The 22,500-nt window shown below is 61.2% G+C and carries 13 protein-coding genes, 18 tRNA genes, 2 rRNA genes and 1 riboswitch (1 of these 34 running past the window's edge); of the genes, 28 read left to right on the top strand and 5 right to left on the bottom strand.

From position 1 onward, the window contains the following. Positions 1-86 precede the first annotated feature (86 nt). The 20 genes from rrf (at position 87) to GE073_RS20650 (ending at position 4,996) form a co-directional block, all read left to right on the top strand. A 5S ribosomal RNA gene (rrf, locus tag GE073_RS20745) occupies positions 87-203 on the top strand. Between the two features lie 162 nt (positions 204-365). Beyond that, positions 366-3,306: ribosomal RNA gene (locus GE073_RS20740) — 23S ribosomal RNA — on the top strand. Between the two features lie 92 nt (positions 3,307-3,398). Then, positions 3,399-3,474, top strand: a tRNA-Ala gene (locus GE073_RS20735). A 10-nt stretch (positions 3,475-3,484) separates the two neighbouring features. After that, a tRNA-Asn gene (locus tag GE073_RS20730) sits at positions 3,485-3,560 on the top strand. 3 nt (positions 3,561-3,563) lie between these two features. Next, positions 3,564-3,651 (top strand) — tRNA-Ser (locus tag GE073_RS20725). 19 nt (positions 3,652-3,670) lie between these two features. Continuing rightward, positions 3,671-3,758, top strand: a tRNA-Ser gene (locus GE073_RS20720). A gap of 20 nt (positions 3,759-3,778) precedes the next feature. Then, positions 3,779-3,853: transfer RNA gene (locus tag GE073_RS20715), tRNA-Glu, on the top strand. 4 nt (positions 3,854-3,857) lie between these two features. Beyond that, positions 3,858-3,933, top strand: a tRNA-Val gene (locus tag GE073_RS20710). 8 nt (positions 3,934-3,941) lie between these two features. Continuing rightward, positions 3,942-4,018, top strand: a tRNA-Met gene (locus GE073_RS20705). 4 nt (positions 4,019-4,022) lie between these two features. Next, positions 4,023-4,099 (top strand) — tRNA-Asp (locus tag GE073_RS20700). A 10-nt stretch (positions 4,100-4,109) separates the two neighbouring features. Continuing rightward, positions 4,110-4,182 (top strand) — tRNA-Thr (locus tag GE073_RS20695). Between the two features lie 15 nt (positions 4,183-4,197). Further along, positions 4,198-4,273: transfer RNA gene (locus tag GE073_RS20690), tRNA-His, on the top strand. Positions 4,274-4,285: 12 nt separating this feature from the next. Further along, positions 4,286-4,360: transfer RNA gene (locus GE073_RS20685), tRNA-Gln, on the top strand. Positions 4,361-4,364: 4 nt separating this feature from the next. After that, positions 4,365-4,437: transfer RNA gene (locus GE073_RS20680), tRNA-Lys, on the top strand. A 16-nt stretch (positions 4,438-4,453) separates the two neighbouring features. Continuing rightward, positions 4,454-4,539 (top strand) — tRNA-Leu (locus GE073_RS20675). Positions 4,540-4,585: 46 nt separating this feature from the next. Continuing rightward, positions 4,586-4,672 (top strand) — tRNA-Leu (locus GE073_RS20670). 3 nt (positions 4,673-4,675) lie between these two features. Then, positions 4,676-4,750 (top strand) — tRNA-Gly (locus tag GE073_RS20665). Between the two features lie 3 nt (positions 4,751-4,753). Further along, positions 4,754-4,830, top strand: a tRNA-Arg gene (locus GE073_RS20660). Positions 4,831-4,839: 9 nt separating this feature from the next. After that, positions 4,840-4,916: transfer RNA gene (locus GE073_RS20655), tRNA-Pro, on the top strand. A 6-nt stretch (positions 4,917-4,922) separates the two neighbouring features. Further along, positions 4,923-4,996, top strand: a tRNA-Gly gene (locus GE073_RS20650). A gap of 155 nt (positions 4,997-5,151) precedes the next feature. On the opposite strand, the gene GE073_RS20645 is transcribed toward GE073_RS20650, so the two are convergent. Continuing rightward, positions 5,152-6,507, bottom strand: a complete 1,356-nt coding sequence (locus GE073_RS20645) for a dipeptidase (RefSeq protein ID WP_194843427.1) — start codon at positions 6,505-6,507, stop codon at positions 5,152-5,154. A 475-nt stretch (positions 6,508-6,982) separates the two neighbouring features. Here GE073_RS20645 and GE073_RS20640 point away from each other — a divergent pair, with 475 nt between their 5' ends. Then, on the top strand, positions 6,983-8,356 hold the full coding sequence (locus GE073_RS20640; protein ID WP_153784218.1) for an AAA family ATPase: 1,374 nt from the start codon (positions 6,983-6,985) through the stop codon (positions 8,354-8,356). A 10-nt stretch (positions 8,357-8,366) separates the two neighbouring features. Here GE073_RS20640 and GE073_RS20635 read toward each other — a convergent pair whose 3' ends face one another. Continuing rightward, the gene (locus GE073_RS20635; protein ID WP_153784217.1) at positions 8,367-9,197 is read right to left on the bottom strand and encodes a lipoate--protein ligase family protein; all 831 of its coding nucleotides are present in this window, start codon (positions 9,195-9,197) and stop codon (positions 8,367-8,369) included. 126 nt (positions 9,198-9,323) lie between these two features. On the opposite strand from GE073_RS20635, the gene GE073_RS20630 reads away from it, so the two are divergent. Continuing rightward, a complete protein-coding gene (locus GE073_RS20630; protein WP_043111192.1) occupies positions 9,324-10,160 on the top strand; it encodes an alpha/beta fold hydrolase in 837 nt (278 codons plus the stop codon). A 120-nt stretch (positions 10,161-10,280) separates the two neighbouring features. On the opposite strand, the gene gcvPB is transcribed toward GE073_RS20630, so the two are convergent. The 3 genes from gcvPB to gcvT are packed head-to-tail and all read right to left on the bottom strand — an operon-like array spanning position 10,281 to position 14,312. After that, complete coding sequence (gene gcvPB, locus GE073_RS20625) at positions 10,281-11,738, bottom strand: aminomethyl-transferring glycine dehydrogenase subunit GcvPB (RefSeq protein ID WP_028598530.1); 1,458 nt, start codon at positions 11,736-11,738, stop codon at positions 10,281-10,283. Positions 11,739-11,797: 59 nt separating this feature from the next. Next, entirely contained in the window at positions 11,798-13,177 is a 1,380-nt protein-coding gene (gene gcvPA / locus GE073_RS20620; RefSeq protein WP_028598529.1) for an aminomethyl-transferring glycine dehydrogenase subunit GcvPA, read from the bottom strand. Positions 13,178-13,187: 10 nt separating this feature from the next. Continuing rightward, entirely contained in the window at positions 13,188-14,312 is a 1,125-nt protein-coding gene (gene gcvT, locus GE073_RS20615; protein ID WP_028598528.1) for a glycine cleavage system aminomethyltransferase GcvT, read from the bottom strand. A gap of 257 nt (positions 14,313-14,569) precedes the next feature. Beyond that, positions 14,570-14,673, bottom strand: a riboswitch (glycine riboswitch). Between the two features lie 158 nt (positions 14,674-14,831). On the opposite strand from gcvT, the gene gcvH reads away from it, so the two are divergent. The 6 genes from gcvH to GE073_RS20585 form a co-directional block, all read left to right on the top strand. Further along, positions 14,832-15,221, top strand: a complete 390-nt coding sequence (gene gcvH / locus GE073_RS20610; RefSeq protein WP_028598527.1) for a glycine cleavage system protein GcvH — start codon at positions 14,832-14,834, stop codon at positions 15,219-15,221. A 311-nt stretch (positions 15,222-15,532) separates the two neighbouring features. Beyond that, a complete protein-coding gene (locus GE073_RS20605; protein ID WP_052333136.1) occupies positions 15,533-16,954 on the top strand; it encodes a DHA2 family efflux MFS transporter permease subunit in 1,422 nt (473 codons plus the stop codon). Between the two features lie 157 nt (positions 16,955-17,111). Beyond that, positions 17,112-17,654: a TetR/AcrR family transcriptional regulator gene (locus GE073_RS20600; protein ID WP_028598525.1), complete on the top strand. Its 543-nt coding sequence runs from the start codon at positions 17,112-17,114 to the stop codon at positions 17,652-17,654. 67 nt (positions 17,655-17,721) lie between these two features. Then, entirely contained in the window at positions 17,722-18,204 is a 483-nt protein-coding gene (locus tag GE073_RS20595) for a DUF4188 domain-containing protein (RefSeq protein WP_101808135.1), read from the top strand. Positions 18,205-18,748: 544 nt separating this feature from the next. Further along, a complete protein-coding gene (locus GE073_RS20590) occupies positions 18,749-20,494 on the top strand; it encodes an ABC transporter ATP-binding protein (protein ID WP_028598523.1) in 1,746 nt (581 codons plus the stop codon). Between the two features lie 66 nt (positions 20,495-20,560). After that, positions 20,561-22,500, top strand: partial view of an ABC transporter ATP-binding protein gene (locus tag GE073_RS20585; RefSeq protein WP_153784216.1) — the 5' portion only. 103 nt of this gene lie beyond the right edge of the window; 1,940 of the gene's 2,043 nt are visible here — the first part of the coding sequence; its start codon is at positions 20,561-20,563; its stop codon lies off the right edge, out of view.

Below are 22,500 nucleotides of genomic sequence, written 5' to 3'. Positions count from 1 at the left end.
AAGAGCAAGTCTCTTTCAAAAAGGAGTTTTCGCGCTTCATCTGGAACAGATGAGACGAGAAAAGCTCCAGCAAGAATTCTTCATCGTTTGGTGGCGATGGCGGAAGGGAACCACGCGTACCCATCCCGAACACGACCGTTAAGCCTTCCAGCGCCGATGGTACTTGGACCGCAGGGTCCTGGGAGAGTAGGACGTCGCCAAGCGGTGCATTTTTGCGCCAAGCGTTTTTGCGGATGGATTCCTTCTTGGGATGCTTCAGCAAAAGACGCGACCCCTTGTACCTTGAAAACTGGATACGAACGAAATGAAATGCTGAAACATCCGATAGCTGTTTCTTAGCTGACGCTGATCTTCGGATCGGTGATGGTTAAGCTACTAAGAGCGCACGGAGGATGCCTAGGCGCCAGAAGCCGATGAAGGACGTGGCGAACCACGATAGGCCTCGGGGAGCTGTAAGCAAGCGTTGATCCGGGGATTTCCGAATGGGGAAACCCAGCTGGGGTAATGCCCAGTTACTGCAGCGTGAATTCATAGCGCTGCGTGAGGCATACCAGGGGAACTGAAACATCTAAGTACCCTGAGGAAGAGAAAACAATAGTGATTCCGTCAGTAGCGGCGAGCGAACGCGGATTAGCCCAAACCAGGGGGCTTGCCCCCTGGGGTTGTGGGACGTCTCACACGGAGTTACAAAGGAACAGGTTAGGCGAAGAGGTCTGGAAAGGCCCGCCATAGCAGGTAAAAGCCCTGTAGCTCAAAGCCTGCTCCCTCCGAGACGGATCCCGAGTACCGCGAGACACGTGAAACCTCGTGGGAATCCGGCAGGACCATCTGCCAAGGCTAAATACTCTCTGGCGACCGATAGTGAAGCAGTACCGTGAGGGAAAGGTGAAAAGCACCGCGGGAGCGGAGTGAAATAGAACCTGAAACCGTGCGCTTACAAAAAGTCAGAGCCCGTTATAGGGGTGATGGCGTGCCTTTTGTAGAATGAACCGGCGAGTTACGTTCACGTGCAAGGTTAAGTCGGGAAGACGGAGCCGCAGCGAAAGCGAGTCTGAATAGGGCGCCTTTAGTACGTGGGTGTAGACCCGAAACCGGGTGATCTACCCCTGTCCAGGGTGAAGGTGCGGTAACACGCACTGGAGGCCCGAACCCACGAATGTTGAAAAATTCGGGGATGAGGTGGGGGTAGCGGAGAAATTCCAATCGAACTCGGAAATAGCTGGTTCTCCCCGAAATAGCTTTAGGGCTAGCCTCGGTGTTGAGCATGCTGGAGGTAGAGCACTGATTGGGTGCAGGGCCCGCCAAGGGTTACCAAGTCCAGTCAAACTCCGAATGCCAGTCATGTATAACCGGGAGTCAGACGGTGAGTGCTAAGATCCATCGTCAAGAGGGAAACAGCCCAGATCATCAGCTAAGGTCCCCAAGTGTGTGTTAAGTGGGAAAGGATGTGGAGTTGCCCAGACAACCAGGATGTTGGCTTAGAAGCAGCCACCATTTAAAGAGTGCGTAATAGCTCACTGGTCGAGTGACTCTGCGCCGAAAATGTAACGGGGCTAAACACACCACCGAAGCTATGGCAAAGCTGCAAGCGCAAGCTTGGCAGCATTGGGTAGGGAGCGTTGTGTATAGGTTGAAGTCAGACCGCAAGGACTGGTGGACAGTACACAAGTGAGAATGCCGGTATGAGTAACGAAAAGATCAGTGAGAATCTGATCCGCCGTAAGCCTAAGGGTTCCTGAGGAAGGTTCGTCCGCTCAGGGTAAGTCGGGACCTAAGGCGAGGCCGAAAGGCGTAGTCGAAGGACAACAGGTTGATATTCCTGTACCACCGTAAGCCGTTATGAGCAATGGAGTGACGCAGAAGGGTAGTGACGCGGACCGATGGATGTGTCCGTCCAAGCAGTGAGGCTGGTTTGTTGGCAAATCCGCAAACCGTAAGGCTGGGCTGTGATGGGGAGGGAAAATTATAGTACCGAAGGTCATGATCTCCAGCTGCCAAGAAAAGCTTCTAGCCAGGCGAAGGTGCCCGTACCGCAAACCGACACAGGTAGGCGAGCAGAGCATGCTAAGGCGCGCGGAGTAACTCTCGTTAAGGAACTCGGCAACATGACCCCGTAACTTCGGGAGAAGGGGTGCCTCGGTAGGGTGAATAGCCCGAGGGGGCCGCAGTGAAAAGGCCCAAGCGACTGTTTAGCAAAAACACAGGTCTGTGCGAAGCCGTAAGGCGAAGTATACGGGCTGACGCCTGCCCGGTGCTGGAAGGTTAAGGGGAGCGGTTAGGGGCAACCCGAAGCTGTGAACCGAAGCCCCAGTAAACGGCGGCCGTAACTATAACGGTCCTAAGGTAGCGAAATTCCTTGTCAGGTAAATTCTGACCCGCACGAATGGCGTAACGACTTGGGCGCTGTCTCAACGAGAGATCCGGTGAAATTTTACTACCTGTGAAGATGCAGGTTACCCGCGACAAGACGGAAAGACCCCATGGAGCTTTACTGCAGCTTGATATTGGACTTTGGTACGATCTGTACAGGATAGGTGGGAGCCTAGGAAGCCGGAGCGCCAGCTTCGGAGGAGGCGCCGTTGGGATACCACCCTGATCGTATCGGAGTTCTAACCTGTCACCGTGAAGCCGGTGAAGGGACCGTGTCAGGCGGGCAGTTTGACTGGGGCGGTCGCCTCCTAAAATGTAACGGAGGCGCCCAAAGGTTCCCTCAGAATGGTTGGAAATCATTCGAAGCGTGCAAAGGCATAAGGGAGCTTGACTGCGAGACCAACAAGTCGAGCAGGGACGAAAGTCGGGCTTAGTGATCCGGTGGTACCGAATGGAAGGGCCATCGCTCAACGGATAAAAGCTACCCTGGGGATAACAGGCTTATCTCCCCCAAGAGTCCACATCGACGGGGAGGTTTGGCACCTCGATGTCGGCTCATCGCATCCTGGGGCTGAAGTAGGTCCCAAGGGTTGGGCTGTTCGCCCATTAAAGCGGTACGCGAGCTGGGTTCAGAACGTCGTGAGACAGTTCGGTCCCTATCTGTCGTGGGCGTAGGAAATTTGAGAGGAGCTGTCCTTAGTACGAGAGGACCGGGATGGACGTACCGCTGGTGTACCAGTTGTTCCGCCAGGAGCACCGCTGGGTAGCTACGTACGGACGGGATAAGCGCTGAAAGCATCTAAGCGCGAAGCCCCCCTCAAGATGAGATTTCCCAGTATGTAAGACCCCTGGAAGACGACCAGGTCGATAGGCTCGAGGTGGAAGCGCGGCAACGTGTGCAGCTGACGAGTACTAATCGGTCGAGGGCTTATCCTACTTAGCAAGAACAGCCGGTCAGCACGGCATTTCGTTCGATCCAGTTTTCAGGGCGCAAGCTTTGAGAACGCAAGGCTTACATACTTACATATGGGGCCATAGCTCAGCTGGGAGAGCGCCTGCCTTGCAAGCAGGAGGTCAGGAGTTCGATCCTCCTTGGCTCCACCATGCTTTTTGTTCCCTGATAGCTCAGTTGGTAGAGCACTCGACTGTTAATCGAGTTGTCACAGGTTCGAGTCCTGTTCGGGGAGCCATAAGGAGAAGTGTCCGAGTGGTCGAAGGAGCACGATTGGAAATCGTGTATACGTTAACCGCGTATCGAGGGTTCGAATCCCTCCTTCTCCGTAGCAACATTTCTTGATTTGGAGAGATACCCAAGTGGCTCAAGGGGACCCTCTGCTAAGGGGTTAGACTGCGTAAGTGGTGCGAGGGTTCGAATCCCTCTCTCTCCGTTCTTTCTCCAACTTCATACGGCCCGTTGGTCAAGGGGTTAAGACACCTCCCTTTCACGGAGGTAACAGGGGTTCGAATCCCCTACGGGTCACCAACATGGAAGCTTAGCTCAGCTGGGAGAGCATCTGCCTTACAAGCAGAGGGTCGGGGGTTCGATCCCCTCAGCTTCCACCATGAACTACCGCGGGGTGGAGCAGTCCGGTAGCTCGTCGGGCTCATAACCCGAAGGTCACAGGTTCAAATCCTGTCCCCGCAACCAATATGGAGCTGTGGTGTAGAGGCCTAACATGCCTGCCTGTCACGCAGGAGACCGCGGGTTCGAATCCCGTCAGCTCCGCCATTTATTCTTTGCCGCTGTAGCTCAACTGGTAGAGCAACTGACTTGTAATCAGTAGGTTGGGGGTTCAAGTCCTCTCGGCGGCATGGATTATATCCATGGCGATCGTGGCGAAGTGGTTAACGCACCGGATTGTGGTTCCGGCATTCGGGGGTTCAATTCCCCTCGATCGCCCCATTGATTTCCTGATGGGGATTAGCCAAGCGGTAAGGCAACGGACTTTGACTCCGTCATTCCCAGGTTCGAACCCTGGATCCCCAGCCATTAAGAGCCATTAGCTCAGTTGGTAGAGCACCTGACTTTTAATCAGGGTGTCGAAGGTTCGAGTCCTTCATGGCTCACTTTTCAACTTCATATGCGGTTGTGGTGGAATGGCAGACACGCTATCTTGAGGGGGTAGTGGGCGTACGCCCGTGGAGGTTCGAGTCCTCTCAACCGCACCATTTTCCTTTCGCCCTGCCAGGCGAAACAAGATTCACCTTTTATCATGCGGTCATGGCGGAATTGGCAGACGCGCTAGATTCAGGTTCTAGTGTCAGCAATGACGTGGAGGTTCAAGTCCTCTTGACCGCACCATCTGCGGAAGTGGCTCAGCGGTAGAGCATCGCCTTGCCAAGGCGAGGGTCGCGGGTTCGATTCCCGTCTTCCGCTCCATACGTGCCCGTAGCTCAGCTGGATAGAGCATTTGACTACGAATCAAAAGGTCGGGAGTTCGAATCTCTCCGGGCACGCCATTTATACAACGGGATGTAGCTCAGCTTGGTAGAGCACCTGGTTTGGGACCAGGGGGTCGCATGTTCAAATCGTGTCATCCCGACCATTTTTTGCGGGTGTAGTTCAATGGTAGAACTTCAGCCTTCCAAGCTGATAGCGTGGGTTCGATTCCCATCACCCGCTCCATCTGTGAATACGAACGGTCTTGCCCAGCGGCAAGGCCTTTTTTATTTTCAGGCTAAATACCGCAAAGAAACAGGGCTGTCCCGCAAAGTCGACGTGACGACTTCGCAGGACAGCCCTTAGTTTTTAAGGCTTTCTACGGGATGGTCCAAAGGTCCTTACAGAGACTTCAAGAATTCCACGACCGTAAGCAAGCCTTTGTCGAAGTTCTCCAGGTTGAAGTGCTCGTTCGGGGCATGAAGGTTCTCGTCGTCGAGACCGAAGCCCATGAGCACGACCGGAGCGGCGAGCACGCGGGAGAAAGCGGCCATGATCGGAATGGAGCCGCCGTCCTTGGTGAACAAGGCGCGGGTGCCGTAGACGCGGCCGTAAGCGTCGGCAGCCTTCTGCAGGATCGGATGGGACGGATCGATATTGAACGCGAAGGCTCGTTCGATTTGCTTGACGGTCAAGCGGGCGCCGGATGGAACGCGGTCTTTCAGATGCTTCTCGATGCGGTCGAGCGTTTTTTGCGGATCCTGGTCCCCGACGAGGCGGCAGGTGATTTTCGCATGCGCTTCTTTCGGGATGACCGTCTTGGTGCCTTCCCCTTGGAAGCCGCCATAGACGCCGTTCAGCTCCAGCGTCGGACGGGCTCCGACGCGCTCGACGAACGTATAGCCCTTTTCTCCGTACAGGGCATCCAGGCCAAGGCCGGTGCGGATCTTGTCCTCATCGACCCCCTGCTTGGCGAATTCCTCGCGCATGAGAGGAGACAGCTCCGGCACGCCCTCATAGAAGCCGTCGACCGCGACGCGTCCGTCCGGATCATGGAGGGAAGCGAGCAGCTCGACAAGCGCATGCAAGGCATTGGGAACGGCGCCGCCGTATGTGCCGGAGTGAAGATCGGTATTGGCGGTCCGGACAGCGACCTCCATCGAGCAGAGGCCGCGCAGGCCGGTGCAGATCGCGGGACGTCCGCGCTCGAGCAGCGATGTGTCGGAGACGAGCACCGCATCGCAGTCGAGCTTGTCCTTATGCGTCTCGAGGAAAGCAGGCAGATGCGGGCTGCCGATTTCCTCCTCGCCTTCGAGACAAAGCTTGAGGTTGACCGGAAGGGTGCCTTCCTCGCGAAGAATGGCCTCGATCGCTTTGATGTGGAGGAAGACTTGGCCTTTGTCGTCTGTCGCGCCGCGAGCATACAGCTTGCCTTCGCGGATCTCCGGCTCGAACGGAGGCGATTGCCATAGGTTCAGCGGATCGACGGGCTGCACGTCATAATGGCCGTAGACGAGCACGGTCGGCTTGCCGGGAGCATGGATATAATCGGCGTAGACGACGGGATGGCCGGCTGTCGGCATGATCTCGACGTTTTCGAGCCCAGCGCGGCGAAGCGTATCGGCGAGCCAGGATGCCGCGGATTGGATATCTCCCGCGTGGGCCGAGATGGCGGAGATGCTCGGTATGCGCAGCCATTGCATCAGCTCCTCGAGCTGCTCCTCCCGACGGGTGCTGAAATAAGTCTCATAGGACATCGGTATGTACCTCCTTGATTAAGACGGTTTGCCGCAGGCAAATCGGATAGGTTTATTATACCCCTGGGACAAGGCGATAAGAAGCGGTCGAGACAACGCGGCAGAGCGCGGAAGCTCGAGGGGGAAAAGAGCCTAATCCATTTTCTACCGCCTCCGCTCATTGACGGGGACAAGGTCCACGTCCTAGAATACAGGTAACGACAAACAGGAGGAGGCGTTCGGAGATGATGAAGATGGCGAAGAGAGCTGCAGCGGCAGCAATGGCAAAGGACCGGAGCATGATTTACCGGAGGTCTCCACGGACGGAAACGCGGCGAGGGCTGTAACGGCATGAGGATGCAGGAAGGACAGACGCGTCCTTTGCTGCCATGCGGAGCCTGAGGCGATTTCAAGTCACGGACGGAGTCCGTGGCTTTTTTTGTACGCTTCGACTTGAAATATCCCCCTAGATCAGGAAAGAAAAGGTGAATGAAACGTGATCAATGACTGGAATCTTCACGGCGGGAATGGAGGGGAGAACCTCGCCCGCATACCGGCGGCTGCCGCCGGATCGGCGTTGCCGGTCCCGAGGGCTGCCGCCGGATCGCCGCCGCGCTCGCTTGTTGCCGGCGACCATGGATCCGCCGGACCTTCCGCATCGGCGGCATCGGCCCAGGAGCTCAGGCAGCTGCTGCGCATGATCCGCGATCTGCTGCAAGCTCGATGCGGATCGGAATTCGCGGTGTACAAGGACGAGGATCAGCTGGAGCTTTATTGGAGCCTGCTGGAGCAGGATCTCGCCGAAGAAAACGCCGAGCTGCAAGTGCTGGCGCGAGTCTTCGAAACGATGGAAAGCCGAAGCGTCAAGCGGGACTCGGCTGAGATCCGGATCTATCCGTCACTCGACAACCATCTGTTTTATTACCCGGAATGGAAGGTGGCGCTCGTCCGACTCCCGATGCCGCGCGTGATCGGCCGGTCGCTCGAGCCTTACCTGTTCGCCGAGAGCGACGAATCGCTGCGGCGGTTCCTGGTTCATGCCCGCGAACGGCTTCGGAGCCGGATGACCGGCAAGCTGCTGCTCTGCTGCGATGGCGAGGAAGGCACGGTGTCGGAGCTGGCGCCGCATCGGATCGAGCGCTGGGAGCCGGTGCAGGACTCGCTGCGGCTGGAGCTGGAACGGTCGGTATCGTCTTTCTTTCAATCGGGGGGAGCGTTCTACGAGCAGTTCGGGTTGGCCTACCGGCGGGGGATGCTGCTCTACGGCAAGCCGGGCAACGGAAAGACCAGCCTCGTCCGGGCGCTCGCCTCGAAGGCGGGCGTGCCGGCGATGAGCTGGCAGCTTTCGGAGCATACGAGCACGGAGAGCATTCGGGAGATGCTGCGGCGGGCGGCGGAGATGGCGCCGATGCTGCTCATCATCGAGGACCTGGAGGGGCTGCGGCCGGAGCTGCGCTCCGTCTTTCTGGGCGAGCTGGACGGGTTGCGGACGCACGAAGGAATCTATCTGATCGCGACGACGAATTACCCCGAACTGGTGGATCCGGCGCTGATCGGAAGGCCGGGGCGCATCGACCGCGCGTACGAGGTCTCCGAGCCGACCCGCGCATGCCGCGCGGAGTTCCTCCAGCGGCAGAGCCGCGGCCTGCTGTTCGGCGACGGGCAGCTGGAGGAGCTGGCCGACCGGACGAAAGGCTTTTCCTATGCGCAGCTCGAGGAGCTGGTCGCGGCAGCCGCGTTCTACTGGCAGGAACAAGGGCGAGTCGAGACGGAGCCCCTGCTCCGCGCGATTCGGCAGGAAATCGAGCATGCCAAAAACGGAAGCTGGATGTCCGCTTCCGCTTCGGGCAAAGTCGGATTTTTCGCATGAGCTCGGCTGTCTACTGCGCAGGACCGATCGGGTAGCGGGACCGCATCGTCGCGGCGAGCTCCCGGATCTCCTCTGGCCGGGGTAGCCGGCTCTCGGGCAATCGGGCCTCCTGCTCCGTCCGCGGGCCGAGCGCGACGCTGGCGGCTCCTTCGGCAAACAGGCGCGGCGCATCCGGCCATAGCTCGGCCAGCTCTTCGAGGCTCGCCATGACCGACGCTTCGACGAGCGGATAGCTCGCGGCGCCGGGGCCGGCGGCGGCATCGTAAAATTGGCGGACGAGACGGCCTCGCTCCTCGCCGGAGCCGCCGGCATTGACGAACGCCTGGACGATATAGGCTTTGGACAGCCGGCGCTGGGCGATGCCGCAAAACTTGCGTCCGCCGACGCTGAGATCGTAATCGCCCGGACAATAGGCTCCGACGATCTCGCCCTTGTCCACCTGGACGCCGGTGTCGGCGAGGGCGGCGGCGATCAGCTCGTACATGAGCTGGAAGTCGTCCTCGAAGCGGGCGGATGCCTTTCCCTGCAGCGGCAGGATGAGCGAGACGTTGACGACGCCGGGATCGAGCGGCACGGCGGCGCCGCCGGAGTTGCGGACGGCGACCGAGAGGCCGAGCCGCTCCAGCTCGCGGGAAGCGCGCGCGGCTTCCGGCAGACGGCTGTCGCGCGGTCCCATGACGAAGCCGGCGGGATGCCGCCACAGATGGAGGACGGGCACGCCGTCCGCTCCGACGCGCCGGCAGAGCAGCTCGTCCAGCGCGAACGAGTAGAGGACGTCCGGCTCGGACCAGTCGTCCATGCGGTCGAGCAGGAGCAGGCCGGGGAAGCGGTTATGGATCATGAGCGGAAACGTTCCTTCCTATGCCAAGCGTAAAATGAAGATGATTCTTAAACTGTATCATACCGCGGGATGGAGTTCACGCGAACCGCGGCAATGGTAAGGGCATCAGCCAATGGAGGAATGGACATGGAACGACTCATTCAAGCCGACGAAGTGAAGCTGCAGACGGAATCATTCGGCAAGCCTGGAGATCCGGCGCTGTTGCTGATCATGGGCTCGCAGGCCTCGATGGTATGGTGGGAAAAGGAATTCTGCGAGCTTCTGGCGGCAGGAGGACGGTTCGTCATCCGGTACGACAACCGGGATACGGGAAGGTCGTCGAGCTGGCCGCTAGGAACGATGGGCTACACTATGGCGGATATGGCAGATGATGCGATGCGGGTCCTTGATGCATACGGCATTCAGAAAGCTCATCTGGCGGGGATGTCGCTGGGCGGCTATCTGAGCCAATTGGCGGCTGTCCGGCATCCGGAGAGGGTGCTGACGGTGACGCTGATCGCGAGCTCGAATTACACGGAAGGCCTTCCTGCGATGGAAGACAAGGTGATCGAGTTCTTCACCCGGTCCGCTTCCCTGGATCTGTCGGACGCTCATGCGGCGGAACAGTTCGGCGTTGAAAAATGGAGACTGATCGTCGGAAGCCAGCGGAAACTCGACGAGTCCAGAATTCGCGGGCTCGTCCGTCAGGAAATCAGCCTTGCCGAATCTCTGCCGAGCATGGGCAACCATATGCTCCTGGGCGGGGGAGAAGAGGATGTGGCGCGCACCGAAGACATCCGGCAGCCCGCCTTGATCGTCCACGGAACGGAGGATCCGGTCCTTCCTTACGCACATGGGCTCGCGCTAGAGCACGCTCTTTCCAATGCCAGGCTGCTGCCGCTCGAAGGAGCGGGTCATGAGATCCATCCGGATGATTGGCCGGCGATCATCGAGGCGATGCTGGAGCTGACAGGCCCGCGCTGAGCCGCAAGCGAGGAGGCGGGAGGGCATCGAGTGCCCTTTGACGCGGAATGGAGCGGACGCCGCCGCCGCATCGACCAAAAAAGCTTCTCCAGAGAGGAATCCTCTCCGGAGAAGCTTTTTTCAGCAGGAGCAATTGAGAACGGGCTTGCGCGCGGCCAGCGTCTCGTCGAGCCGCCGCAGGACGGTCGTATAAGGAGCGTTGATGACGAGCTCCGGCGTCTCCCGCGCCTCGCGGGCGATGCGCAGCATGGCGTCGATGAAGCCGTCGAGCGTCTCCTTGCTCTCCGTCTCGGTCGGCTCGATCATGATGCACTCCTCCACGTTGAGCGGGAAGTAGATCGTCGGCGGGTGATAGCCGAAGTCGAGCAGCCGCTTGGCGACATCGAGCGTCCGCACGCCGTACGCCTTGAGCCCTCGTCCCGACAGGACGAACTCATGCTTGCAGACGCCAGGATACGGAATTTCAAATGCCTCGGCAAGGCGTGCCATCATATAATTGGCGTTCAGCACCGCGCATTCGCTCACTCGGCGCAACCCCTCCGGACCGTAGGAGCGGATGTACGTGTAGGCGCGGACGAGGATGCTGAAGTTGCCGTAATACGACTTGACGCGGCCGATCGACTGCGGACGGTCGAAGTCGAAGTAGTAGCTGCCGTCCGTGCGCTTTGCGACGACGGGCTTGGGCAGGAACGGGACGAGATGCGCCTTGACGCCGACCGGACCCGCTCCCGGACCGCCGCCGCCGTGAGGGGTGCTCATCGTCTTGTGCAGGTTGAGATGCACGACGTCGAAGCCCATGTCGCCGGGACGGGCGATGCCCATGATGGCATTGGAGTTGGCGCCGTCATAGTAGAGCAGGCCGCCGGCTTCATGCACGATTTCGGCGATTTCGACGATCTGCTCCTCGAACAGGCCAAGCGTGCTCGGGTTCGTCAGCATGAGCGCGGCCGTATCCGCGCCGACGGCGGCGCGCAGCGCGTCCAGGTCGACGAGGCCGTCGGGGCCCGACTTGACCGTCACCGTCTCCAATCCCGCGGTCGTGGCGCTGGCGGGATTCGTGCCGTGGGAGGAGTCCGGCACGATGACCTTGGAGCGCGCTTCGCCGCGGCTCTCGTGGTAGGCGCGGATCATCATGAGCCCGGTCCACTCTCCGTGCGCGCCGGCGGCGGGCTGCAGCGTCACGAAGTCCATGCCGGTCAGCGCGGCGAGATCGTCCTGCAGCGTATGGAGCAGCTCGAGCGCTCCCTGAATGCTCTCCTCCGGCTGATACGGATGGATGCGGGCGAAGCCGGGCAGCTTGGCCGCGTCCTCGTTGATTTTCGGGTTGTACTTCATCGTGCAGGAGCCGAGCGGGTAAAAGCCGTTGTCCACGCCGAAATTGCGCCGGGAAAGCTCGGTATAGTGGCGGACGACGTCGACCTCGTACACCTCCGGCAGCGAAGCGGAATTACGGCGAAGCCGGCCGTTCGGCAGCAGCTCGGCCAGCTCCTCGTCCTCCGGCACGTCGCATGGCGGCAGCGAGAACGCCTCGCGTCCTGCGCGGCTCATCTCGAAGATGAGCGCCTTTTCGGGCTTCACGTCGACGGAGCCGGCGAGCCGCAGCTCGGCCAGACGCTCTGGGGTCGGATTCGGTTGGCTCATGTCAGCGCCTCCTTTCGGGTCAGCCGGTCGAGCGCGGCGGCGAAGGCTTCGATCTCCTCGCGCGTCCGCTTCTCGGTGACGGCGACGAGCATATGCCCCGCGAGCTCGGGATACGACCGGCCCAGGTCGTAGCCGCCGAGGAAGCCTTCTTCCAGCAGCGCGAGCTCGAGCTGGCGCAGGTCGGTTCCTTCGGGAAGCTTTACGACGAATTCGTTGAAGAAAGGCGTATCGGCGAAGGAAAGGGAGAAACCTTCCAGCCCGCCGAGCGTCCGGGCCGCATGGCGCGCCTTGCGCAGATTCAGCTCCGCCGTCTTGCGGAAGCCCGTCTTGCCCATGACGCTCAGATAGATGCTGGCGCACAGGGCGAGCAGAGCCTGGTTGGAGCAGATGTTGCTCGTCGCTTTCTCGCGGCGGATATGCTGCTCCCGCGCCTGCAGCGTCAGGACGAAGCCGCGCTTGCCGTCCCGATCCACGGTCTGGCCGACGATACGGCCGGGCATCCGGCGCATGAGCGGCTCGGCGACGGCGAAGTAGCCGCAGGTCGGGCCGCCGAGCGAGCTCGGGATGCCGAGCGGCTGCGCGTCGCCGACGACGATGTCCGCGCCGAGCGCGCCCGGCGCTTCCAGCAGGCCGAGCGAGAGCGGATTGGCGCTGACGACGAACAGCGCGCCGGACTCATGGGCGAGCGTGCCGAGCGCGGCGAGATCCTCGACCGTGCCGAGGAAGCTCGGCGACTGCACGAGCACGGCGGCGGTCGATTCGTCGACCGCCGCGGCCAGCGCCTGGGGATCGGTCAGGCCGTCCCGCAGTCCGACCTCGACGACATCGAGCCCGAGCCCGCGTGCCGTCGTGCGCACGATCTCGCGCGCTTCGGGATGCACGGCCCGGGAGACGACGACGCGCTTGCGGCGGGTATGGGCGGAGGCGAGCGCTGCCGCTTCGGCGAGCGCGGTCGCGCCGTCGTACATGCTCGCGTTGGCGACGGCCATGCCGGTCAGCTCGCAGATGTACGACTGGAACTCGAAGATCGCCTGCAGCTCGCCTTGGCTGATCTCCGGCTGGTAAGGCGTGTACGCGGTATAGAATTCGGAGCGCCCGGCCAGATGCGGCAGGACGGCCGGGATATGGTGGTCGTACAGGCCGGCGCCGAGGAAGCTGACGGCCGTGTCGGCGTCGGCATTGCGCCCGGCGAGCTGCTTGAGATGGCGCATCAGCGACCATTCGTCGAGCGCGCCGGACATCGGCAGCGTGCCGGAGTAGCGGATGGAGGCAGGGATGTCGCGGAACAGCTCTTCGACCGAGGAGACGCCGATCGTCTCCAGCATTTCGGCTTGATCCTGCTCGGTCATCGGGATGTAGCGGTGGGGACTGGTCATCGTTGAGGGCTCACTCCTTGTCGGTTCGGGCCGGCGGCGCCGTTCTTCGGTAAAATGGGGCGGGAACGACGGCGGCCTTCAGCCGCTTGCCTCGGATCTCGACCTCGAGCTCGGTGCCGACCGCGGCATATTCGGCCTGGATCAGCGCCAGCCCGAGGCTGCGCTTCAGCGTCGGGGACTGCGTGCCGGAGGTGATCTCTCCGATGCGCGTTTCTCCGCTGTACACGGGATAATGAGAGCGCGGAATGCCGCGCTCCAGCAGCTCGATGCCGACGAGGAGGCGAGGGACGCCGGCGGCTTTTTGCGCCAGCAGCGCGTCGCGGCCGACGAACGGCTCGCCGCCCAGCTTGACGAACAAGCCGAGTCCGGCCTCGAGCGGCGTGATGTCGGCCGACAGCTCCTGGCCGTACAGCGCGAGCTTCGCCTCGAGCCGCAGCGTGTCGCGGGCGCCGAGCCCCGCCGGCTCCAGGCCGAGCGGAGCCCCTGCCGCCAGCAGGCCGCGCCACAGGCGCACGGCATCGCCGGAGGCGGCATACAGCTCGAAGCCGTCCTCGCCGGTGTAGCCGGTGCGCGAGAGCAGCGCCTTGACGCCGCATACGTCGGCTTCCCGCAGGAAGCGGAACGGCTTGAGCTCGGCAAACGGAGCGTCCGTGCAGCGGGCGAGAATCTCGGCGGCCAGCGGTCCTTGGAGAGCGATCAGCGCCGTTTCGTCCGAGCGGTCCTCGATCGTCACGTCGCCGATCAGATGCTCTTGCAGCCAGGCGAGATCCTTTTCGATGTTGGAGGCATTGACGACGAGCAGATACTGGTCTTCGGAGATGCGGTAGACGAGCAGGTCGTCGACGACGCCGCCGTCCGGACGGCAGAGAAGCGTATACTGGGCTTCTCCGTCCTGCAGCCGACGGATGTCGTTGGTCGTGACCGCCTGCAGGAAGTCGGCGGCGAATTGCCCCGTGACGAGGAATTCGCCCATATGCGACACGTCGAACAGGCCGGCCCGCTGGCGGACGGCCTCGTGTTCCCGGATGATGCCGCTGAACTGCACCGGGAGCTCCCAGCCTCCGAAGTCGATGCACCGCGGCTCGCCGGTCTCGGCATAGACGGGGCGGAGCGGAGTCGTGCGCAGGTTGGCCATGCAAGGTTCCTCCTCGCGATTCAGTCGTGTGGCGAAATTGTCGATCCGCAAAAAAAGGACAGGGCGGAAAACGCGGTCAGGCTGTCCGAAGACATGCCTGCCGGCTCGTTTTCCGCTCTGTCCTTTGTACCTGAGAGTTGCCCCGATGCCGATCCTCCGAATCGCTTCGGCCTGCCGGCGGCAGGTTTCCCCTTTGGTGACGACCGCCCGCCGGCATGCTGCCGGACGCGAAAAAGCGCTCGTTCTCTCCAGAGTCGCGTCCTGCAGAGGTCCTTTTGCCTGAGAGATTCCCCTGCGCTACGTCAAGGTTACTCCTTCGGCGCCGCCTTGAACTGCCGGCGATCTCTCCCGCTGCGCTCATCCGCTTATTTACGATCTCTTCCAGTTTGCCGGATCGGACAACCCGGTGTCAATAACCATTCGTTCCGGGAACGGCAAAGATTGACAGGCTTCCCGCCGATCGTTTACGCTTTCCGCATAGACGGCTCTTCGAGGCCGAGGAGAAAGGATGAGCGTCCAGTGAGTGAGATTCGTCAAGGCTTGGGCTACACGGAGGAGCATGAATGGGCATCCGCAGCGGGAGAGAACGCCGTCCGGATCGGCATTACCGACCATGCGCAGCATCAGCTCGGCGATATCGTTTTTGTCGAGCTGCCCCGGCCCGGCGATCGGGTGGAAGCGGGACAGCCGCTCGGCACGATCGAGTCGGTCAAGACGGTATCGGACCTTTATGCGCCGGTGAGCGGCACGGTGGCGAAGGTGAACGACGCGCTCTCCGATTCGCCGGAGCTCGTCAACTCGGAGCCTTATGACGGCGGCTGGATGCTTGAGATCGAGACGGACGGCAGCGCGGCCGAGCTCGTGGCGTCGCTGCTGGACGCCGACGCTTACGCCGGGCGGACCGACTGACCAGGCGCGCGTTCCGGGAGGCAATCGGCTCCCGCGCAAGACCTGGCGAAGCAGGGATGGGGCATGCCCCATCCCTGTTTTTTCATTTCTTTTTTCGGTAAAGAACGACTGTAAACAAAATCATTAATTGCTCTCGCCGGTCCAATATGGGTAAGATGAAAAGGACCTGCCGGCCATAGGCCATGCCGGCCTCGGTCGAACCAGACTAGACAAAGGCTGAAAAAGCCTAGGAGGGGACCACTGTGGAACAAACGCTGTCGGCCGCCGCTTCCCCGCAGGAAGAAGCGCCGCAATTCAAAGTCGTACCGATCATGGCCGCGCTGCTCATCAGCGGCTTCATCGGCATGTTCAGCGAAACTGCGCTGAACATCGCCATTACCGAGCTGATGGCTCTCTTCAACGTGGAGCCGGCTACCATTCAATGGCTGACGACCGGCTTCCTGCTCGTGCTTGCTATTCTCGTTCCGGTCTCGGGACTGCTGCTTCAATGGTTCACGACGCGCCAGCTGTTCATCGCATCGCTGTCGTTCTCCATCGTCGGCACGCTGCTCGCCGCGCTGGCGCCTGGCTTCGAGGTGCTGCTCATCGCCCGTCTCATCCAGGCGGTCGGCACCGGCCTGCTGCTGCCGCTCATGTTCAATACGGTGCTCGTCATCATCCCGCCGCATCGCCGCGGAACGGCGATGGGCATCATGGGCCTCGTCATCATGTTCGCGCCGGCTGTCGGTCCGGCGATCGCCGGCCTGTTCCTGGAGTACTCGTCCTGGCGGACGATCTTCTGGACGGCGCTGCCGCTGCTCGTATTCGCGCTGATCTTCGGCATCGTCTTCATGCGCAACGTGTCCGAGCTGACCCGTCCGCGCATCGACCTGCTGTCCATCGCGCTGTCGAGCATCGGCTTCGGCGGCATCGTCTACGGCTTCAGCAGCGCGGGCGAGGGGGAGCATGGCTGGAGCAGCCCCAAAGTCATCATCGGCATCGCTCTCGGCGCGGTCGGGCTGCTGCTGTTCATCCTCCGCCAGCTGCGCATGAAGCAGCCGATGATGAATCTGCGCGCGTTCCGCTATCCGATGTTCACGATGGGAACGCTGATCATTTTCGTCTCGATGATGATCATCCTCTCGACCGTCATGCTGCTTCCGATTTATCTGCAGACGGGCATGGGGCTGCTGCCGCTTGCGGCCGGCCTGCTGATGCTGCCGGGAGGGCTCGTCAACGGCCTGATGTCGCCGATCATGGGCCGCCTGTTCGACAAGTACGGGCCGCGCTGGCTCGTCATCCCGGGGCTGGTGCTCGTCATCGCCATCCTCTGGCTCATGACCGGCATCGAGCCGACGACGTCCAAGGGCGAGATCATCGTGCTGCATTCGCTGCTGTTCATCGGCATCTCGATGATCATGATGCCGGCCCAGACGAACGGCCTCAACCAGCTGCCGCGCGAGCTTTATCCGGACGGCACGGCGATCATGAACACGCTCCAGCAGGTGGCCGGAGCGATCGGCACCGCGCTGGCGATCAGCGTCCTGAGCGCCGGCCAAAAAGCGTATTATGCCGACAACGGCATCGCGCCGGCGGATTATTTGAGCAAGCTGCCGCAAGCGATGACGCAAGGCGTGCAAGGCGCGTTTCTGATGACGATCGCTTTCGCCGGGCTTGGCCTCCTGCTTTCCTTTTTCATCAAGCGCGTCAAGGTCAGCAGCCCGGAAGGCGGTCCGCAAGGTCCGATGCATTGACGGAGCAATGCCGGCATTCGGCTTGCTCTGCCGCAGATCAGCCCGTATCCTAGAGGATGCGGGCTTTTCCATATTTAGAGACAGGCTGATGCGAGAGCCAGTTGACAGCTGGGTTCGAATCGGTTATTTATTAATTAATAAATAAAAGGAGACGAGGATGACACCAGCAAAAGGGGAAGCGGGAGACCGTCGGCGTCAGATTTTGGATGCAGCGGCAGCATTGTTTGCCGAGCAGGGGTATTACAAGACGACAACGGCGGATGTCGCCCGCGCGGTAGGCGTAACCCAGCCTTATGTGTTCCATTTCTTCAAGTCGAAGGAAGCCTTGTACCTCGCCGTCCTGGAGAGCGCGGCGGAGCGGATCAAGTCGGCGTTCGCCGAGGTGGATGCGCCGGCGGCGGAGCTGGAGGGAGCGATGGGCCAGGCGTTTTACGGCTTGCTCGCCAGCGGCTGCCGCAGCGAGGTGCTGCTCTGCATGACGGCCCATGCGATCTCGGACCCGACGATCCGAAATTTCGTCAGCGAGGAGTTCGCACTCATCCATCGGCGAATCGGGGAGCGCTTCCGCCGGGCAGGCTTGCCGGACCCGGAGTTCAAGGCCATTTCGTTCATCGGCATGGGCCTGGCGATCGCGCTCGCGGAGCTTCTGGCCCTGCAAGAGCAGATGCTGGCCTGCATGGAGTCCTCGTTTGAAGGCTGAGCCGCATCGATGCGGCTTTTCTTTCGGAGATGTATTTATTGATTGATAAATAAAGGGGTGGGTTGAAATGACGCAGATTTACCCGGGAAGATTCACGGCGGAGATGGAAGGATCGTTTGTCGTCTTCATCATCGGCATGAGGATCAACAACCTGCTCGCGGTGCATAAATGGCTGCCGGTCGCGAAGGCGATGCCGCCGATGCTGAAGGAGCTGCATCAGCATCCGGAGCTCGGCTTCATCAGCCATGAGCTGCTGCTCGGAGCGCGCGGCGTGACGACAATCCAATACTGGCGGACCTACGAGCAGCTGGAGCGCTATGCGCGCCAAGGACAGCATCTGGAGGCATGGCAGCGGTTCAATCGGGCCGTCGGAACCGACGGATCCGTCGGAGTGTTCCATGAAACCTACCTGATCGAGCCTAGATGCTCGGAAAGCATCTACGTGAACATGCCGCGCACGCTGCTGGCCAAAGCGGGCAGCCATATGCCGGTCGGCAAGGGACGCCATGATTCCCGGGAGCGCCTTAAGGCCGATAAAGGCCCGAACTAGAGAATATTCCCCCTGCCGCAGTCGGATCGCCACCCTTCCGCCCGGCTCCGCTGCCTGAGATAGTAGAAGGGAGCCTGCAAGCAGGCAGGTGTCCTCCGGGTAACAAACGGCTATAGCCAAACTGGCAGCGTTCGGGGCATTGACGGATGCCGCGAGGCGGTGATAAATTGGCAAAGTGGACTCCGGCCGCGAGGCGGCTGGGCTTTGCGAAACCCATTCCGAGGAGGATTACGATGCAAACGACGACCGATCGCCATCAACCGTTTGAATTCGGCTTGAAGCGTAATCCTGCGGCAGAATGAGGATCATTCGATCATCCTCGCGCGCGGTTACGTTCCTGTAACCTTGCGCTTCCATCAGGCTCGGCCGCCTTGCTCCGCATCGTTCGTCCTTTCCCGGACGGACGCGGATCAGCGGCCGCCGGGCTCCAGGCGCATCGCTTACGGGCGATGCGTCTTTTTTTCGGCATGGATGACCCGAACCGACAATCGATGAAACCGGCGGCCCTCTTCCGAGGCGGCCGCCCGAAAGACGAGGTGGGATTTTGTTCAGCGTCATTGGCAAGCTGGGCTGGTTTTTCCGGCTCGAATGGAAACGATACACGATCGCGATTACGCTGCTGGTGCTGGTCGGCATGGTCGAGGTGCTTCCTCCGAAGCTGCTCGGCTACGCGGTCGACGGCATCAGCCAAGGCACTCTGGCGAACGACAGGTTTTTCCTGATCGTCGCTGGTTGGCTGGCCATTACGGTGATCAGCTACTTCGTCACCTACATCTGGATGTCCCGCCTGTTCGGCGGGGCGAACGTGCTGGAGCGGCTGCTGCGCGGCAAGCTGATGGGGCATTTTCTCAAGATGACCCCGACCTTCTACGAGCGCAACCGCACCGGGGACCTGATGGCGCGCTCTACGAACGACCTGTGGGCGGTCTCGGTGACAGCGGGCTTCGGCATCCTGACGCTGATCGACTCGACGGCGTTCATGCTGACGATCCTCTTCATGATGGCGGTGCTCATCAGCTGGAAGCTGACGCTGGCGGCGCTGCTGCCTTTGCCGATCATCGCGATCGTCATGGGCATCTTCGGCAAGCTGATCCACGAGCGGTTCATGAAAGCCCAGGACGCGTTCGGCGAGCTGAACGACGAGGTGCTGGAGTCCGTATCCGGCGTGCGCGTCGTCCGCGCCTACGTGCAGGAGTCGGCGGACCGCGACCGGTTCCACGCCAAGACGAGCGAGGTGCTGTCGCGCAACATCGCGGTCGCCAAGATCGACGCTTTGTTCGAGCCCGTCAACAAGATTCTCGTCGGACTCAGCTACATTATCGGTCTGGTGTACGGCGGCGTGCTCGTGTTCCAAGGCGAGATCACGCTCGGCGACCTGATCTCGTTCAATATTTTCCTCGGGATGCTGATCTGGCCGATGTTCGCCATCGGCGAGCTCATCAACATGCTTCAGCGAGGCAACGCTTCCCTCGACCGGGTCGAGGAGACGCTTGGCGCGCGCGCGGACGTGCAGGACGAAGGCGAGCTGTCGGACCTGGAAGCGCCGGGCGCGATCGAGCTGAACAACTACACGTTCCGCTATCCTTCGTCCCCGGAGGATAATCTGAAGGACATCTGCTTCTCGCTGCCCAAGGGAGCGACGCTCGGCGTTGTCGGGCGTACGGGCAGCGGCAAGACGACGCTGCTCAAGCAGCTGATCCGCGAGTACCCGATGGGCAGCGGAGAGCTGACGATCGGCGGCGAGTCGATCGACCGGCTGCCGCTCGACCGCCTGCACGGCTGGTTCGGCTACGTGCCGCAGCAGCCGATCCTGTTCTCCCGTTCGATCCGCGAGAACATTCTGTTCGGCAGCGAGAACGCGACCGACGCCGATCTCGAGCGCGCGCTCGTCCGGGCGTCGTTCGCCAAGGATATTCTGTTCCTGCCGGAAGGGCTCGAGACGCTCGTCGGAGAGAAAGGCGTCGCCCTGTCCGGCGGGCAGAAGCAGCGGGTGAGCATCGCCCGGGCGCTGATCGCCGATCCGGAGATTCTACTGCTCGACGACGCGCTGTCGGCGGTCGACGCCAAGACCGAGGCGGAGATCATCGAAGGAATCCGTACGGAGCGCGCGGGCAAGACGACGATCATCACGACGCATCGCCTGTCCGCCGTGCAGCACGCGGAGCTCATTCTCGTGCTCGACGACGGCCGCATCGTGCAGCGCGGCACGCATGACGAGCTGCTGCAGCAGGGCGGCTGGTACCGGGAGCAGTACGACCGGCAGCAGCTGGAGGCCTATGTGGAGTCCTGAGCGGCGGAAGGCCGTCCAGGCAAGGAAAGATCATCATTCAGTTCGAAGCAAAGAAGGTGAGCGAGCATGACCGAAACGACGACAGCAGGTCCCGGAACGGGGAAGCGGCTGCTGCGATATGCCTTATTTTATAAAAAGCCCATCTTGATCGCCCTTGTCCTGCTGGCGCTGGCGGTGTGCGCCGAAATGGTCGGCCCGCTGCTGGCGAAGCGGATGATCGACAACAACATCCTCGGCATCGAGCGGACCTGGGTCGAGGTCGAGCCGGGCACGAAAGATTCCGTCGCGTACGACGGAATGTCCTACAAGCGGATCGACCGGCTGGAGCCGGGCGAAGGCGGGGCAGGGCGCCTGTCCATCGTGCAGGAGGGGATGAGCTTCTATGCTTATCCCGACGCCTTGCCGGAGGGCAGCGACGCTGCGGTCGCGGACGGCGTACTGACCGTCAGGACGGGCGCAGGCTCCATCGAGACGCCGGTCGCAGCGATGAGCCGGGAGCAGGTGTACGCTTTCTACAAACCGGAGATCCGCCCGCTGCTGCAGCTGGCGGCCGCCTACTTCGGCCTTCTCGTCGTCGCGGCCTTCTTTACCTACGGGCAGAAGCTCATGCTGCAGACGACGGCCAACCGGATCGTGCAGCGCATGCGCGAGGATGTGTTCGCCCATACGCAGCGCTTGCCGGTGAACTATTTCGACAATCTGCCGGCAGGCAAGGTCGTCTCCCGGATCACGAACGACACGGAAGCGGTGCGCGAGCTTTTCGTCGCGGTGCTGGCGAATTTCTTCAGCGGCATCATCTATATGGCGGCGATTCTCGGAGCGCTGTTCGTCCTCAGTCCGACCATGGCGCTGTTCGCCTTGCCGATGATTCCGATCCTGATCCTCTGGATCTATTTCTACCGTCGCGTGGCGGGCCGGTACAACAGCATCATCCGGGCCAAGCTGAGCGACATCAATGCGATGATCAACGAATCGATCCAAGGCATGAGCATCATCCGCGCGTTCCGCCGCCAGCGCAAGACGGCCGAGGAGTTCCAGCAGATGAACGACGAGTTCTTCTCCTATAAGATCAAGCTGCTCAAGGTAGACGCCTGGACGTCGCACAACCTCGTCAACGTCATCCGCAACATCATCTTCCTGATCGCGCTCTGGATGTTCTGGGGAGACGATCTCGGCAAGCTGGTGACTGTCGGCGTCATGTACGCCTTCATCGACTACATGAACCGGATGTTCCAGCCGATCGTCGGCATCGTCAACCAGCTGACGAACCTGGAGACGGCGCGGGTATCCGCAGGACGCGTCTTCGAGCTGCTCGACGAGCCGGGCGTCGACGTCGACGAGGGCAGGATGCCGCGTTACAAGGGGGAGGTGGCGTTCGAGAACGTGACCTTCGCCTACAAGAACGACGACTATGTGCTGAAGAACATCTCGTTCGCCGCCCGTCAGGGAGAGACAGTCGCTCTGGTCGGCCATACCGGCTCGGGCAAGAGCTCTATTCTGAACCTGCTCTTCCGCTTCTATGATATCGAGCAGGGACGGATCTCCGTCGACGGGATCGACGTACGGGACATTCCGAAGCAGCAGCTGCGCCAGCATATGGGCATCGTGCTGCAGGATCCGTTCCTGTTCACCGGCACGATCGCCTCCAACGTCAGCCTCGGCAACCCGGCCATTTCCCGCGAGAAGGTCGTACAGGCGCTGAAGGATGTCGGAGCGTACGAGATGTTCCTGCGCTTCCCTCAAGGCATCGACGAGCCGGTCATCGAAAAGGGGAGCACGCTGTCCGCCGGACAGCGGCAGCTCATCTCCTTTGCCCGCGCGCTCGCCTATGATCCGGCGATCCTCATCCTGGACGAGGCGACGGCCAGCATCGACACCGAGACGGAGTCGATCATCCAGCGGGCGCTGGACGTGCTGAGCCAAGGGCGCACGACGTTCGTCATCGCCCATCGACTGTCTACGATCCGCGCGGCGGATCAGATCCTCGTGCTCGACCGCGGCGTCAT

Origin of the sequence: Paenibacillus sp. B01, assembly GCF_009649995.1 — a bacterium.
Lineage (GTDB): Bacteria > Bacillota > Bacilli > Paenibacillales > Paenibacillaceae > Paenibacillus_O > Paenibacillus_O pasadenensis.
The sequence above is the reverse complement of the archived record's forward strand: the minus strand, read 5'-3'. Positions and strand labels throughout refer to the sequence as shown.